This is a genomic window from Leeuwenhoekiella sp. H156 (assembly GCF_052218455.1).
In the GTDB taxonomy this organism is placed as follows: Bacteria; Bacteroidota; Bacteroidia; order Flavobacteriales; family Flavobacteriaceae; genus Leeuwenhoekiella; species Leeuwenhoekiella parthenopeia.
In genome coordinates, this window is the sequence record NZ_CP197499.1 from 878,552 (window position 1) to 893,939 (window position 15,388).

Genomic DNA, 15,388 nt, shown 5'->3' on the forward strand with positions numbered 1-15,388 from the left:
TTCTAGAATTTAGTCAGCTTGATAATCCCGAGCGATTACATATTTTGTTCTTACAGGAAGCTTCTGAGCAGCAAGTCGCAAGGCTTCGCGTGCAACAGGCTCTGATACCCCTCCTATTTCAAAAAGCATTCTGCCGGGTTTAACGACAGCTGCCCAATACTCAACAGCACCTTTACCTTTACCCATACGAACCTCAAGAGGTTTTTTCGTAATAGGTTTGTCAGGGAAAATACGTATCCATAATGAACCTTCACGTTTCATATAACGTGTAGCTGCAATACGAGCTGCTTCTATTTGTCTTGACGTAAGAAAATTAGAATCTAATGATTTAATCCCAAAAGTCCCATTTGAAAGTTGATGCCCTCTTCCGGCATTTCCTTTCATCCGGCCCTTCTGTTGCTTACGGAATTTTGTCTTTTTAGGCTGTAACATCTTGTTTTACTTTAAAAAATTACTTTCTGCGGCGTGCTTTAGGTGCTCCTGCTGCACGACCAGCCTTTCCTCCTTGCTTCTTAGCAAGACCTACTAAAGGAGATAACTCTCTCTTTCCGTAAACCTCACCTTTCATGATCCACACTTTGATGCCCAATCTACCATAAGTAGTATGCGCTTCTACCAAAGCATAATCAATATCAGCTCTGAATGTTGATAAAGGAATACGACCTTCTTTATAAGATTCCTGACGAGCCATTTCTGCCCCGTTTAAACGACCTGAAATCTGTACTTTAATACCTTCGGCATTCATGCGCATTGCAGCCGCAATTGCCATTTTGGTTGCACGACGGTAAGAAATACGACTTTCGATCTGGCGAGCTATAGAGGATGCCACCAGGAAAGCATCAAGTTCGGGACGTTTGATCTCAAAAATATTGATCTGAACTTCCTTATTAGTAATTTGTTTAAGTTCTTCTTTTAACTTGTCTACCTCTTGACCACCTTTACCGATAATGATACCGGGACGGGCAGTAGTGATAGTAACGGTTACAAGCTTAAGCGTACGCTCAATAATTACTCTAGACACACTGGCTTTTGATAAACGAGCGTGAATGTACTTTCTAATCTTATCGTCTTCGGCAAGTTTATCACCGTAGTCGTTACCACCATACCAGTTAGACTCCCATCCTCTGATAATACCTAGGCGATTCCCGATTGGATTTGTCTTCTGTCCCATTTATTAATTGCTTTGTGTGTTATCTTTAGCACCAAGCACAACTGTAACGTGATTGCTGCGTTTTCTTATTCTGTGTGCGCGACCTTGTGGTGCAGGACGAAGTCTTTTTAACATACTCCCTCCATCTACACGGATCTCTTTAATAATCAAGTCTGCATCTTCTATACTTGCATCCTCGTTTTTCTCCTGCCAGTTTGAAATAGCAGAAAGAACCAATTTCTCAACACGACGAGATGCCTCCTTGTTACTAAACTTCAATATTTGAAGCGCCTTCTCTACTTGCTGACCACGTACTAAATCTGCAACTAAGCGCATTTTACGTGGTGAAGTAGGGCAGTTGTTCAGTTTAGCAAAGGCTATATTACGTTTAGCCTCTTTTCTCTGCTCTGCTTTTTCCTTTTTACGAACTCCCATAGCTTCAATTATTTTTTACCTTTATTTTTTGACCCCGTGTGACCTCTAAAAGATCTCGTAGGTGAAAACTCTCCTAACTTATGACCTACCATGTTTTCTGTCACATATACAGGAACAAACTGGCGACCATTATGTACAGCTATTGTTTGACCAACAAAATCAGGAGTAATCATAGAGGCTCTTGACCAGGTTTTGATTACTGTCTTTTTGTTAGACTCTATATTAGCTGCAACTTTTTGCTCTAACTTATAGTGAACGTAAGGTCCTTTTTTTAATGAACGTGCCATATCTTATTATTTCTTTCTACGTTCTACAATATATTTATTACTCGCTTTTGTCTTCGTACGCGTTCTGTAACCTTTAGCAGGTATACCTTTTCTAGAACGTGGGTGACCACCGGAAGCACGACCTTCACCACCACCCATTGGGTGATCGACAGGGTTCATTACTACTGGTCTTGTACGTGGACGACGACCTAACCAACGTTTTCTACCTGCTTTACCAGATACAATAAGCTGGTGATCACTGTTAGAAACAGCACCAATGGTTGCCATGCAGTTTGCAAGAATCAAACGCGTCTCACCAGATGGTAATTTTACTGTCGCAAATTTACCATCACGAGCCATAAGCTGCGCGAAAGCACCGGCACTACGAGCCATAATAGCTCCCTGACCAGGACGTAATTCTATACAAGAAATAATAGTTCCCAATGGAATATCAGAAAGCGGAAGTGCATTTCCAATTTCAGGAGCAACACCAGAACCAGAAACGATGTTCTGATCAACCTGAAGTCCGTTAGGAGCAATAATATATCGCTTCTCACCATCCTGATAGTTCAACAAAGCGATAAATGCAGTACGATTAGGATCATACTCAATTGAAGCTACTGTTGCAGGAACACCTTCTTTATTTCTTTTGAAATCAATAACGCGATAGCGCTTTTTGTGACCACCACCTTTATAGCGCATGGTCATTTTTCCTTGACTGTTTCTCCCTCCAGACTTTTTAATCGGAGCCAATAGGCTTTTCTCCGGCTTATCAGTAGTGATGGCGTCAAACCCATTTACTACTCTAAATCGCTGTCCTGGAGTGATTGGTTTTAATTTTCTTACTGACATTTTTTTGTCTTAAATGTTACTATAAAAATCAATCACATCACCTTCCGCCACCTGTACAATAGCTTTCTTAAAGCCACTTGTTTTACCAGTGATCATACCAGATTTTGTGTATTTGGTACTACGATCAGGGCGAACGTTCATTGTTCTTACTTTAATTACCGAAACACCATAAGCCGCCTCTACAGCGTTTTTAATTTCGATCTTATTCGAACCGGGATTTACTTCAAATGTATAACGGCTGTGAAGCTCGCTATCAGTTGTAGCTTTTTCGGTAATCACGGGTTTTATTAAAATACTCATGTTGTTACTTACTTAAAGTTTGCTCAATTTCTTCTAGAGAACCTTCTAAAAACACTACATTATGAGCATTCATAATTTTGTAAGTGCTTAATTCTGAACTCGTTATGACCTCGGAGGTCTTTAAATTGCGTGACGACAAATATACATTATTATTTGAAGCACCCAATACAAATAGAGACTTTTTATTTTCAAGCCCTAAACCAGCCAAAACATTGATGAATTCTTTGGTTTTTGGGGTGTCAAAATTGAAGTCTTCAATTACCGTAATCGCATTGTCTTTTGCTTTAAGAGTTAAAGCAGAACGACGGGCAAGACGCTTAAGACCTTTATTCAATTTAAAAGAGTAGTTACGTGGTCTTGGACCAAACATTCTACCCCCTCCTTTAAATACACCAGACTTAATACTACCAGCCCTTGCAGTACCGGTACCTTTTTGTTTTTTGATCTTACGGGTACTACCTGCAATCTCAGCACGCTCCTTAGATTTGTGCGTACCTTGTCTTTTGTTGGCAAGGTGTTGCTTTACATCTAGGTAGATAGCGTGATCATTAGGCTCTATACCAAAAACAGCATCAGAAAGGTTTGCCTCTCTCCCTGTTTCTTTTCCTTTAATATCAACTACTGCTACTTTCATTACCTTTCAATAATTACATAAGAATTTTTATGACCAGGCACACAACCTTTAACCACAAGTAGATTCTTTTCAGCAACTACTTTTAAAATTCTTAAATTTTGAACTTTTACTCGCTCATTTCCCATTTGACCCGCCATACGCATTCCTTTGAATACTCGTGCAGGATACGAAGCCGCACCGATAGAACCGGGAGCTCTCAAACGGTTATGCTGACCGTGAGTTGATTGACCAACACCACCAAAACCGTGACGTTTTACAACCCCCTGAAAACCTTTACCTTTTGAGGTCCCCACAACGTCAACAAACTGACCTTCTCTAAAGACATCTACAGTTACTGCATCGCCTAATTTAAATTCTCCTTCAAAGTCCTGAAATTCGACAACTTTACGCTTTGCAACTGTACCTGCTTTCTTGGCGTGGCCTTGAGCAGCTTTATTTGCAGTCTTTGCGTCATCGAAACCTAACTGAAGGGCACTATACCCGTCAACCTCTTCGGTTCTGACTTGGGTAACAACGCAGGGACCTGCTTCGATAACGGTACACGGAATGTTTTTTCCGTTCTCATCAAAGATGCTGGTCATACCCACTTTTTTTCCAATTAACCCAGACATATTAATTATTATTGATTACTACTAATTTACTTTTTGTTGTTTGGCTTTCGCCGAAATAAAACAGGGTCAAAATACGTTCGACCCTGAATGTATTTTTACCGTTTTTCCCTCGCTCGCAGCTCAGGACATGTTCATTCCTGCGAAGGCAGGAATCTCATATTTCTTACTATTCACATGAGATTCCCACCTCCGTGAAAATTATACCTTGATCTCTACTTCAACACCACTCGGTAGCTCAAGCTTCATCAACGCATCGATCGTTTTTGAAGATGAACTGTAGATGTCAAGCAAACGCTTGTAAGAGCTAAGCTCAAACTGCTCACGTGATTTTTTGTTAACGTGAGGAGAGCGCAATACTGTAAAGATCTTTTTGTGCGTAGGAAGTGGGATTGGCCCAGTTACTACAGCACCGGTACTTTTTACCGTTTTTACGATTTTTTCAGCAGACTTATCTACTAAGTTGTGATCGTAAGATTTAAGTTTTATTCTGATTTTCTGACTCATTTCTTAGTAAATTAAGCGTTAGCGGTTCCTTTTGCAGCTGCGATTACATCCTGCGATACGTTAGAAGGCGTTTCTGCATAGTGAGCAAACTCCATTGTAGAAGTTGCACGACCAGAAGAAAGCGTACGTAGGGTAGTCACATAACCGAACATCTCAGAAAGAGGCACTAAAGCTTTAACTACTTTTGCACCGGCACGGTCACCCATGCTGCTCATTTGACCGCGACGACGGTTAAGGTCACCTACGATATCACCCATATTTTCTTCAGGGGTAATTACTTCAACCTTCATTATAGGCTCCATAACTACAGCTCCGGCAGCTTTAGCAGCAGCTTTAAAACCAAGCTTAGCAGCAAGCTCAAAAGACAATGCATCAGAATCCACAGGGTGGAACGAACCATCCTTAAGAGTTACTTTCATTGCATCAACCTCGAAACCAGCTAACGGACCATTCTTCATAGCACCTTTAAAGCCTTTCTCAACAGATGGAATATATTCTTTAGGAACGTTACCACCTTTAACAGCGTTAACGAACTCAAGACCTACTTTACCTTCTTCTGCAGGCTCTAAAGTAAATACGATATCAGCAAATTTACCACGACCACCAGATTGCTTCTTATAAACCTCTCTGTGATCTGCAGTTTTGGTAATTGCTTCTTTGTACTCAACCTGAGGCTGACCCTGACTTACTTCGACCTTAAACTCACGTCTAAGACGGTCAACGATAATATCCAAGTGAAGCTCACCCATACCAGAAATGATAGTCTGGCCTGAAGCTTCATCTGTACGCACCTGGAATGTTGGATCTTCTTCAGCAAGTTTTGCCAAAGCCATACCCAATTTATCAACATCTGCCTTTGTTTTAGGCTCAACAGCGATACCAATTACCGGATCAGGGAAATCCATACTTTCCAATACAATAGGATGCTTCTCATCAGAAAGGGTATCACCCGTTTTGATATCCTTAAATCCTACAGCAGCACCAATATCTCCAGCTTCGATAAAATCGATAGCATTTTGCTTATTTGCGTGCATTTGGTAAATACGAGAAATACGCTCTTTATTTCCTGAACGATTGTTCAATACATAAGAACCTGCTTCCAAACGACCTGAATAGGTACGGAAGAATGCAAGACGACCCACGAAAGGATCTGTAGCAATTTTAAATGCAAGTGCTGCAAACGGAGCAGTTACGTCAGGCTTACGGATTTCTTCTTTTTCTGTATCTGGGTTGATACCTTTAATACCTTCCTTATCTACAGGAGAAGGTAAATAACGACATACAGCATCTAGCAAGAACTGCACACCTTTGTTTTTAAAGGCAGAACCACAAATCATTGGGATGATAGACATATCCATCACCGCAGCACGAAGTGCAGCGTGGACTTCATCTTCAGTAATAGAATCTTCATCCTCCATATATTTTTCAAGCAAATTTTCATCGTAAGCAGCAACCTCTTCGATTAGCATACCACGATATTTCTTCACTTCCTCCTTCATGTCTTCAGGAATTGCAACAACATCAAAAGTTGCTCCCTGAGTTTCGTCGTGCCATACAACCGCACGATTCTTAACAAGGTCTATAATACCTTTAAAGTCAGCTTCGTCACCAATAGGAAGTACGATAGGCACTGCGTTAGAACCTAGCATTTCTTTAACCTGCTTACAAACCTCAAGGAAGTTTGATCCCTGACGGTCCATTTTATTTACAAAGCCCATACGTGGTACTTTGTAGTTATCAGCAAGTCTCCAGTTAGTTTCAGATTGTGGCTCCACACCATCAACCGCGCTAAACAAGAACACCAAACCATCAAGAACACGCAAAGAACGGTTTACCTCTACGGTAAAATCAACGTGTCCCGGAGTGTCGATAATGTTGAAGTTATAATCTTTGGTTTCAGGTAAAGGCTGTGCGTTCTCCATCGGGAACTTCCAGGTACAGGTAGTAGCTGCTGAAGTGATGGTAATACCCCGCTCCTGCTCTTGCTCCATCCAGTCCATGGTAGCCGCGCCATCGTGCACCTCACCAATTTTATGGCTCACACCCGTATAATAGAGTATACGCTCTGTTGTCGTGGTTTTACCCGCGTCAATATGAGCCGCAATACCTATATTTCTAGTATATTTTAAATCTCTTTGTGCCATTTTTTTTTAGAATCTAAAGTGAGAGAATGCTTTATTAGCTTCCGCCATCTTATGAGTATCTGTACGCTTCTTAACAGCCGCACCTTCTTCTTTTGCAGCAGCCAATACTTCGGCAGCAAGCTTAGAAGCCATTGATTTTTCATTACGCTTACGCGAGTAGCTAATCAACCATTTCATCGCAGTAGAAATCTTACGATCTGGTCTGATTTGCATTGGAATCTGAAAAGTTGCACCACCTACTCTACGGCTACGTACTTCTACGTGTGGCATAACGTTAGAAAGGGCATCTTTCCAAACTTCAAGAGCTGTTTTCTCGTCGTTGTTTTTCTTTTCTTCCACGATATCCATTGCATCGTAGAAAATTTTAAAGGCTATCGATTTTTTACCATCCCACATCATCATGTTTACAAAACGTGTAACCAATTGATCGTTAAAACGTGGATCTGGTAAAAGTGGTCTTTTTTTGGCCTGTCTTTTTCTCATTTCTGTGTTTGTTAAATGTTAATCGTTAATCGTTATTCGTCAAAAGTATTACCTTAAGCGGTTAACAGTTAACAGTTTACTTTTTAGGGCGTTTTGCACCATATTTAGAACGACGCTGTAGTCTTCCCTGAACACCTGCGGTATCCAAAGCTCCACGTACAATGTGATATCTAACACCTGGCAAATCCTTTACCCTTCCGCCTCTTACCAATACTATCGAGTGCTCCTGTAGATTATGACCCTCACCACCAATGTATGCGTTCACCTCTTTACCGTTAGTCAATCTAACACGGGCAACTTTACGCATAGCCGAGTTAGGTTTCTTAGGCGTAGTGGTGTACACACGGGTACAAACCCCGCGGCGTTGTGGGCACGAATCCAGAGCAGCCGATTTACTCTTCTTGGTCATCTTGGCTCTTCCTTTTCGTACTAATTGTGAAATTGTTGGCATAATTTCTTTTACCTAAATTATAATTTTTCTAATAACCCCTTTTCTAAGGGCTTGCAAAGGTATAAAATAATTTGAGTAATTCAAGCTATAAATCATTAATTTTCAAAGGTATTTTAAGCTGAAGTTATTTATCTATTTTTAAAAAAACCAGAAACGACAGTTTTCAGCCCATTTAAATGACTTACAGACTTATAGTATTATTAGCGCTTCTTCTTTTTGGTTTAACAAAAGTAAGCCGAGCACAGCAACTTCAACTTTTGGTCCTGAGTGACACTAAAGAATCAGATAGTATCGCATCTATATATTTTCAAACCCGATTCTTCCCAAATCGAAAAGCGCTAGAAGAATCTCTCACAAACAGCAAAGATAGCCTTCTTAAAGACGGATACTTTCAACACCAAATCACCAGACTTAAAACTGCAAACGACACAAACTACTCCATCAAATTTTTAAGCGGAGAACAAACGACTGTTTTTAAATTAAAATACGATCAGGCGTTTGTTTCAGATTATGCTGAAAAATTTGGCCTTGATAGAACGGCCTCCCATATATATATAAGACATAACGATCTGAATGCTGTTTTAGAAGAATTTGCACGCATCGACACAAAGAAAGGAAGACCACTTACAAGTTACGCAGCGCAAAACATAAGATTGTCAAATGACACGGCCCATGCCGTATTATCTATAAAAAACAATCAGGAACGCAAATTAACAGAGGTTGTCGTAAAAGGCTACGACAAATTCCCAAAGAGTTTTTTAACACATTTCGCCAAACTCAAGACCAACACTCCTTATGATGAAGAAAAAATAAGTCAGAGTAGCAATTTTCTAAAGGAACTGGATTTTGTGAAACAATCCAGAGAACCCGAAATTCTTTTCAGTAAAGACTCCACGACTCTATACCTCTATTTAGAAAAGGCAAACGCTAATTTATTTGAAGGATTTTTAGGATTTGCAAACCAGGAAAACACAAACGGCCTGCGCATCAATGGCTATCTTGATTTGAATCTAAACAACACTTTAAACTATGGCGAAAGCCTGGAGATTAAATTTCGAGGAAATGGTGACAACCAGCAGCAACTAGAAGCTTCATTAAGAATCCCGTATTTGTTTAGATCGGCTTTTAGCCTAACACCGAGCCTGAGATTATTCAGGCAGGACAGCAGTTTTTCAAACAGCCAGACTAACCTGAAGATCGATTATACCTGGTCACCAACATTCACAATTAATGCTCAGGCAGGACAAATACGCTCAACCAAACTTGAAGCCTTATCGACAGCTGGTATTGAGAATTTTACCAAAACCATTTTCACTACAGGTTTTGAAACACGTAACCCTAAAAATTCATCAGATCCTTTTGATACAAATTACCTCAATCTAGATGTGGGTTTTTCCACGCGCCGGATAGAAGATCAACTAAGAAATCTCAACCAGTTACTTTTTAATATCGATGCGGCCTACACATTTGATTTCAGCGAGAAACACAAATTTTTCATTAAGAATACAACAGCCTATATAAGTCCACAAAATGTTTTTGAAAACGAAATGCATCAATTGGGCGGTATGCAAACCCTCAGAGGGTATAAAGAAAACGCGCTCTACACACCCTTCTTTACTGCATTACAAACCGAGTACAGATACCGACCTTTAAACAGTATTTTTCTAAATTCTGTTTTTGACAGCGCATATTACGAGAATCCTTTGAGTGAAAAATCAGATTTACTTTTCGGAATAGGCTTAGGAGGCAGCATTCTCACCAATGCAGGATGGTTAAGTCTCAATATTGTGACGCCGTTTAGTCAAAATACTGATTTTCAATCCACCAAATCCATTTTACACCTTCGCCTATTATCCTTTTTTTAATGCAACATCTACATTAAAAAAAGGATAAGCCTGAATTATTTTTATAAGTTTAACTTAAATTAAGTTTTTTTTGTTGTTTCTAAAAATAATCGCATTTTAGCTACGGCTAATTCAAATTTTTAAAAACATGAAAAAACGTTTACACGGATTGCTCATACTATTTTTAGTATTGGCAGTGCAAATCTCATTTGCACAAACAAAAACAATCACCGGAACTGTAACTGATGATAGTGGACTTCCACTACCTGGAGTAAACATTCTACTAAAGGGGACAAATAAAGGTACCCAAACAGATTTCGACGGAAATTTTAATATCGAGGCTGCACAAGGTGATATACTAACTTTCAGTTACGTTGGCTTTGAAAACACTGATGTGATTGTAAGTTCAGCAAACACTTTAAATGTAAAACTTGTTGCTGGTGAGATGCTAGAAGAGGTTGTTATTAACGCATTAGGAATCGAAGTAGATCGCGCCACACAAGCATCATCTGTTTCGGAAGTTGAAGCTAAAGCAATTCAGTCCTCTGGCGAAACGAGTATCACAAAAGGTCTTGCAGGTAAGGCTTCCGGAGTTCAGATTATAAGTTCGTCTGGAGACGCTGGATCCTCAGCATTTATTCAGATAAGGGGACAAAGCACTATCACAAGAAGCCTTCAGCCTCTAATCGTTGTTGACGGTATTCCTATTAGCAACGACGAAATTGGAAACGGTGTTGGAGGCGTAACTCAGCAGTCCCGCTTAAACGACATTAACCCAAATGACATTGCAGACGTTAAGATTCTTAAAGGAGCATCTGCCGCTGCTCTATGGGGTGCTCGCGCTGGTAATGGAGTAATTGTAATTACCACTAAAAGCGGCAAAGGCTTGGGGCGTGAAAAACTTAAAGTCTCTGTTAGCTCTACAATCAGCTTAGACGAAACTAATGACGTTCTTGACACACAAGACATCTTTGGCCAAGGTAGCAATGGCAGCTATCAAGGTGGCACTACAAGCACGCAAGCAAATAGCTGGGGTGATAAGATTAGCGCAAGAGCCGGTGGTCAGGACATCGTAAACTCTGACTCAGGAAGATATTTTATAGCGAGAGACGGAAGTGTTTATTACCCGATTTTAACTAAAAATAGCCGTGATAACTTTAACGGTTCAAACTACGAGAGTGTTATAAATAAGGGGTTATTTATAGAAAATAACGTAAGTCTTAGTGGAGCCACTTCACAAGGCAACTATTTTTTATCTGTTAGTGATCTTAAACAGGATGGAATAATTGAAAACAACGACTATAACAGAGTTTCTCTTCGCTTAAACGGAGAGTTTAAATTAAACGATAAAGTAAAATTTAAAGGTACATCTACATACTCCCAAGTAAATTCAAATCGTATTCAACAGGGAAGTAATACTTCCGGTCTACTCCTAGGACTATATAGAACACCTGCTGATTTTGACCAAAGAGACTACCTAGGTACAAGTTATGTAAATGGAGCGGTCTCAACAATTAACAGTCAAAGATCCTATAGAAGATCATTAGGAACAACTGACAGACAAAGCCCCATTTACAACAACCCACTGTGGACCGTTTATGAACAGAAAAACCCTAATACGGTACATCGCTTTATTATGGGAGGGCAGTTTGATTATAAAGCAACAGACTGGCTTACATTTATAGCACGTGCGGGTCTCGACCATTATACTGACGAGAGAAAGAGTCTTTTCCCAATAAATTCTGCAGAAGCCAACGGTTCAGGTAGCTTATCAGAATCATTAATAAGTAGTACTCAAACGAACATTGATTTTATTGGACGTGGTGACTTCTCACTTACTGATAAAGTTAATGTAGGGTACTTATTGGGAGCTAACTTCAACCGCAGACTTTCTGAAAGCCGCGGTGGAGGCTATAATAATTTCATTATAGACACTGACAAAATATTTTATTCTAATGCTGTTATTGCTAACAGATCAACCTTTTTAGGTGAAAGTGAAGTTCGTGTTATGGCCGGCTATGCTCAACTAAACTTTGATTATGACAATATATTATTTTTAAATTTAACGGGGAGAGCCGAAACGGCTTCTACTTACGGCGACGCCAAGACTTTCTTTTATCCATCTGCCGAATTAGGATTTCAATTTAGTAACTTATTAGAGGATAATGACTTTTTATCAAATGGAAAGTTGAGATTAACCTATGGTAAAGTAGGTATTGAACCAGCAGCTTACGCTACTACAACTTATTTCGTTAATGCTAGTGGTGGAGAGGGCTACGGCCCCGCTTACGACGCAGGAGCTTATGACGGCTCATTCGTTAGAAGTTCAATTCAAGGTAATGCTGATCTTGAGCCGGAAATTAAAACAGAGTATGAAGCAGGGATTGATCTAGGTTTTATAAACAATCGAATCACTTTAGGCGCCACTTACTATAGCAACGAGACTGAAGGAGCACTCTTTACAATTGCGACACCTGGCTCAACAGGATTCTCGGGAAGATATGCAAATGCCGCTTCACTAGAAAATCACGGTGTTGAATTAGACTTTAGTGTAGATGTAATTAAATCTGAAGATTTTAGATGGAACATTTATGCTAATTATTCAAGAAACAGAAATAAGGTAACTTCATTAGAAGGAACCGAGTCCTTGTTTCTTGCTGGATTTGCAGGAACTTCTTCAAGAGCTGTGGAAGGCGAACCCGTAGGGGTTCTTTGGGGCGGACGATACGCCAGAAATGACGACGGCTCTCTTATATTAGACAGTCGAGGATTCCCAACTACAGCTGAAACCGAAGGAGTCATAGGAGATCCTAACCCAGACTGGAGAGGTGGCCTTGGAACATCTATTCAGATTAAAAACTTCACTATAAGCACCCTATTTGATGCTTCATTTGGCGGTGATGTTTGGGACGGAACTAATGGTGCCCTAAACAACTTTGGTCGTACTCCGGAGACTGCTAATGAAGTAACCGTAAGCGCAGCTGATGCTGCAACTATTGTTGCAGCAAATGGTCAGGCCCTTATTAATCGTCCTCAAGCGCAAGACAATGGCGATGGCACCTATACGATACGAGGTAACCTGAGAGATTTTGGCGGAGGTACAGTTTTACTTGATCAGGCATACTACACCGGAATTGGTGGTGGATTTGGTCCAATAGGAGAGCAGTTTATTAAAGATGGCAGCTGGATTAAGTGGAGACAATTAACTTTATCATACAACTTCAACAATCAATCTTTAAGCGATGCAGTCGGCATTGATAACATTGAGGTATCGCTTACAGGCAGAAACCTATGGTATTGGTCAAAAGATGATTTCGGTCAAGATCCTGAATCTAACCTTACAGGAGCTTCTAACGGTCGTGGTTTACAATATTTTAACCACCCAAACACAAGATCGTATCTAGCTTCAATAACAATTAATTTCTAATAAAGAACACTATGAAATTTAAGTATATAATTTTAGTCCTCACCCTCGCGCTGTTTTCTTGCGAGAGTTACGTTGATGAACTTAACGATGACCCAAACCAACCGACTAGTGCTGGTGTTGCCAATATTATTCAGGGAGTTCAACTATCAAATCAATTTTGGCAAACCGCTGCAGGGCCAAGAACCACTATGTTATGGCTAAACCAAGCCACAGGAGCAGATCGCCAATACATAGCTCTTAATGATTGGAACACTGCACAATCAACCATTTTTGATGGCACCTGGAATGAAGCAATGGTTGGCACTATTTCTCAGGCGCAGGTATTGAAAGATGCAGCTACTCTTTCAGGAGCTGTAAATGTTGTCGGATTAGCTCAGGTAATTGAAGCGAATGCTTTTGGAACACTAACTTCTTTATTTGGAGATATTCCCTTTTCTCAGGTAAATAAATTTGAAGAATTTCCTAACCCTGAATACGAGTCTCAAGCCGAAGTTTATAATAAGATTCAAACTTTACTTGATGAAGCAATTGACAACCTGGAAACTCCATCATCTGGAATACCGGACAATGATTTAGTTTATGGCGGCGATGTTGACTCTTGGATTGAATTAGCCTACACTCTGAAAGCTAGATATTATTTACACGTAGGAAATTACCCCATGGCAATTTCTAGTGCTAATAGAGGAATCTCGAGTGCTGAAGGAGATTATATGGCTAAATTCGGAACTGTGTTTGGCGCAAGTTTCAATCCATTTTATGACTTCTTAGTATATAATCGTCCTGGTTATATGTCTGCGGATGCCGCTTATGCTCCCAGACTCCTTGACCCATCAAGCAGCATTTACAGAGGAAACAGCAAAACCAACGAAAGCGCAAGATTTGCATTTAACTATATAACAGATGAAATTTACAATGACGGCTACGAATTAAACTTCCTTTCGATTTACGATTGGGGTTATCCAGATGGGAAATTTGGTACCGAATCTGATATGCCTTTAGCTTCTTATGGAGAAAACCTTCTAATTCTTGCTGAAGCTCAGGCGAGACAAAATGGATTTGATGCTGGACTTACAGCATATAATAATTACAGAGCGGTTTTAGACACAGGCTATTCAATAGGAACTGAAAATGATGGTTATGCTGCCGTAGAGGAGCCATTCAATTACGAAGCTTATATTGCCGCGGATTTTGCACCCGGCGGAATGGAGAATCAGGATAATATTGATCAAACTGATGCGCTTTTAAGAGAAATAATGGAAGAACGATACATATACTTCAATGGCAATTATGAATCTTTCATTGATCTCACTCGAACTTCTAATGAAGCCGGCATAGTGCTCAAATCTGGATATAGTGGCATTCCTGCCAGATTTTTATACCCACAGGTTGAAATCAATTCAAACTCAAATACCCCAAGCCCTATACCAGGAATTACACAGCCCACACCTATTTATCAGTAAAATCTGAATTCTCTCAAATTGTAGATTCAATGGTTTATTCTATTTTTTTCTACTAGTAATTTTTATTTTTAGCCAAAAAAAAAGCTACCCGGTCTCTGGGTAGCTTTTTCTTTTTAGGAGCATAATTTAGAAATCTGATTTCACTCCTTCAATCTTGCAAAATTTTAAATCACTAAGAGTTTAAAGCGCACTATAAGAATTTAAACTGATTAACATTGCTCCTAGTGCAAAACTAAAACCATTCTATACAGAAAATCTTTCAGCTCCTTTCAATAAAAGGCGTATTGCAATAAACACAATAGATGAACCTATTCCTCGTAAAAAAATGAAAAATTCAGACATTCATAATCTACCCAACCCTAAAAACACAACTATTTCACGAAAACTTGGTTAGAACGTGTAGATAGAAAAGAAATAGAAATTCAAATACCAGAAAGCTAACCTTTAATCATAAGCACATATTCATTGTAGACGATATATACGGTGATTGCCCTAATTCCAGAGCATGAATCTTAAAATCACAAGGAATACAGATAAATATAAACCTAGCTTTAGACAAGGCAGCAAATAATATGACGGCTCTAAGAATAAAAAAACAAAGCCTCTTTATCTTCATCAATTATACATATACAATTGCGTGTTATTTTCTAATAAATAACTCATACTGTGTAAACTATATAATCTTACCAAGTTTATATTTTAATAGGATTAGACGGGAGTTCTGTTAAACAAAACTCAATAAAATGTTAATAACATTGAATTATTTTTAAAACAGAAATGAAATTTTACCATAATATAATTGGCAATTCATTATAATTTTTACAAAT

General features: G+C 39.4%; 15 protein-coding genes. 3 read left to right on the top strand and 12 right to left on the bottom strand.

The genetic code is table 11. The features are described from left to right. Positions 1–9 precede the first annotated feature (9 nt). From rplP to rpsL, 12 genes are all read right to left on the bottom strand, one after another. On the bottom strand, positions 10–432 hold the full coding sequence (gene rplP, locus ACSSS3_RS03675) for a 50S ribosomal protein L16 (protein WP_099645981.1): 423 nt from the start codon (positions 430–432) through the stop codon (positions 10–12). Positions 433–451: 19 nt separating this feature from the next. Next, positions 452–1,171: a 30S ribosomal protein S3 gene (gene rpsC, locus ACSSS3_RS03680; RefSeq protein WP_228229585.1), complete on the bottom strand. Its 720-nt coding sequence runs from the start codon at positions 1,169–1,171 to the stop codon at positions 452–454. 3 nt (positions 1,172–1,174) lie between these two features. Then, on the bottom strand, positions 1,175–1,585 hold the full coding sequence (gene rplV, locus ACSSS3_RS03685) for a 50S ribosomal protein L22 (RefSeq protein ID WP_228229586.1): 411 nt from the start codon (positions 1,583–1,585) through the stop codon (positions 1,175–1,177). Positions 1,586–1,593: 8 nt separating this feature from the next. Further along, entirely contained in the window at positions 1,594–1,872 is a 279-nt protein-coding gene (gene rpsS / locus ACSSS3_RS03690; protein ID WP_099645978.1) for a 30S ribosomal protein S19, read from the bottom strand. Positions 1,873–1,878: 6 nt separating this feature from the next. Then, the gene (gene rplB / locus ACSSS3_RS03695) at positions 1,879–2,703 is read right to left on the bottom strand and encodes a 50S ribosomal protein L2 (protein ID WP_228229587.1); all 825 of its coding nucleotides are present in this window, start codon (positions 2,701–2,703) and stop codon (positions 1,879–1,881) included. A gap of 9 nt (positions 2,704–2,712) precedes the next feature. Then, positions 2,713–3,003: a 50S ribosomal protein L23 gene (gene rplW, locus ACSSS3_RS03700; RefSeq protein ID WP_228229588.1), complete on the bottom strand. Its 291-nt coding sequence runs from the start codon at positions 3,001–3,003 to the stop codon at positions 2,713–2,715. A 4-nt stretch (positions 3,004–3,007) separates the two neighbouring features. Further along, positions 3,008–3,637, bottom strand: coding sequence for a 50S ribosomal protein L4 (gene rplD, locus ACSSS3_RS03705; protein ID WP_099645975.1), 630 nt, complete (start codon positions 3,635–3,637; stop codon positions 3,008–3,010). Then, the gene (rplC, locus tag ACSSS3_RS03710) at positions 3,637–4,248 is read right to left on the bottom strand and encodes a 50S ribosomal protein L3 (RefSeq protein WP_228229590.1); all 612 of its coding nucleotides are present in this window, start codon (positions 4,246–4,248) and stop codon (positions 3,637–3,639) included. Before rplC ends, rplD begins: the two co-directional genes overlap by 1 nt. 198 nt (positions 4,249–4,446) lie before the next feature. Further along, the gene (rpsJ, locus tag ACSSS3_RS03715; RefSeq protein WP_009779180.1) at positions 4,447–4,752 is read right to left on the bottom strand and encodes a 30S ribosomal protein S10; all 306 of its coding nucleotides are present in this window, start codon (positions 4,750–4,752) and stop codon (positions 4,447–4,449) included. An 11-nt stretch (positions 4,753–4,763) separates the two neighbouring features. Then, positions 4,764–6,896 carry an elongation factor G gene (gene fusA / locus ACSSS3_RS03720; RefSeq protein ID WP_442846478.1) on the bottom strand — a complete coding sequence of 711 codons (2,133 nt, stop codon included), beginning with the start codon at positions 6,894–6,896 and terminating at the stop codon, positions 4,764–4,766. 6 nt (positions 6,897–6,902) lie between these two features. After that, on the bottom strand, positions 6,903–7,379 hold the full coding sequence (rpsG, locus tag ACSSS3_RS03725) for a 30S ribosomal protein S7 (protein WP_228229592.1): 477 nt from the start codon (positions 7,377–7,379) through the stop codon (positions 6,903–6,905). A gap of 76 nt (positions 7,380–7,455) precedes the next feature. Beyond that, complete coding sequence (gene rpsL / locus ACSSS3_RS03730) at positions 7,456–7,830, bottom strand: 30S ribosomal protein S12 (protein ID WP_099645971.1); 375 nt, start codon at positions 7,828–7,830, stop codon at positions 7,456–7,458. A gap of 176 nt (positions 7,831–8,006) precedes the next feature. On the opposite strand from rpsL, the gene ACSSS3_RS03735 reads away from it, so the two are divergent. The 3 genes from ACSSS3_RS03735 to ACSSS3_RS03745 all read left to right on the top strand — a co-directional run bounded on the left by ACSSS3_RS03735 (position 8,007) and on the right by ACSSS3_RS03745 (position 14,561). Next, on the top strand, positions 8,007–9,695 hold the full coding sequence (locus ACSSS3_RS03735; RefSeq protein ID WP_442846479.1) for a hypothetical protein: 1,689 nt from the start codon (positions 8,007–8,009) through the stop codon (positions 9,693–9,695). Positions 9,696–9,822: 127 nt separating this feature from the next. Next, on the top strand, positions 9,823–13,101 hold the full coding sequence (locus ACSSS3_RS03740; RefSeq protein ID WP_442846480.1) for a SusC/RagA family TonB-linked outer membrane protein: 3,279 nt from the start codon (positions 9,823–9,825) through the stop codon (positions 13,099–13,101). Between the two features lie 11 nt (positions 13,102–13,112). Then, positions 13,113–14,561 carry a SusD/RagB family nutrient-binding outer membrane lipoprotein gene (locus tag ACSSS3_RS03745; RefSeq protein WP_442846481.1) on the top strand — a complete coding sequence of 483 codons (1,449 nt, stop codon included), beginning with the start codon at positions 13,113–13,115 and terminating at the stop codon, positions 14,559–14,561. The last annotated feature ends 827 nt before the right edge of the window (positions 14,562–15,388 follow it).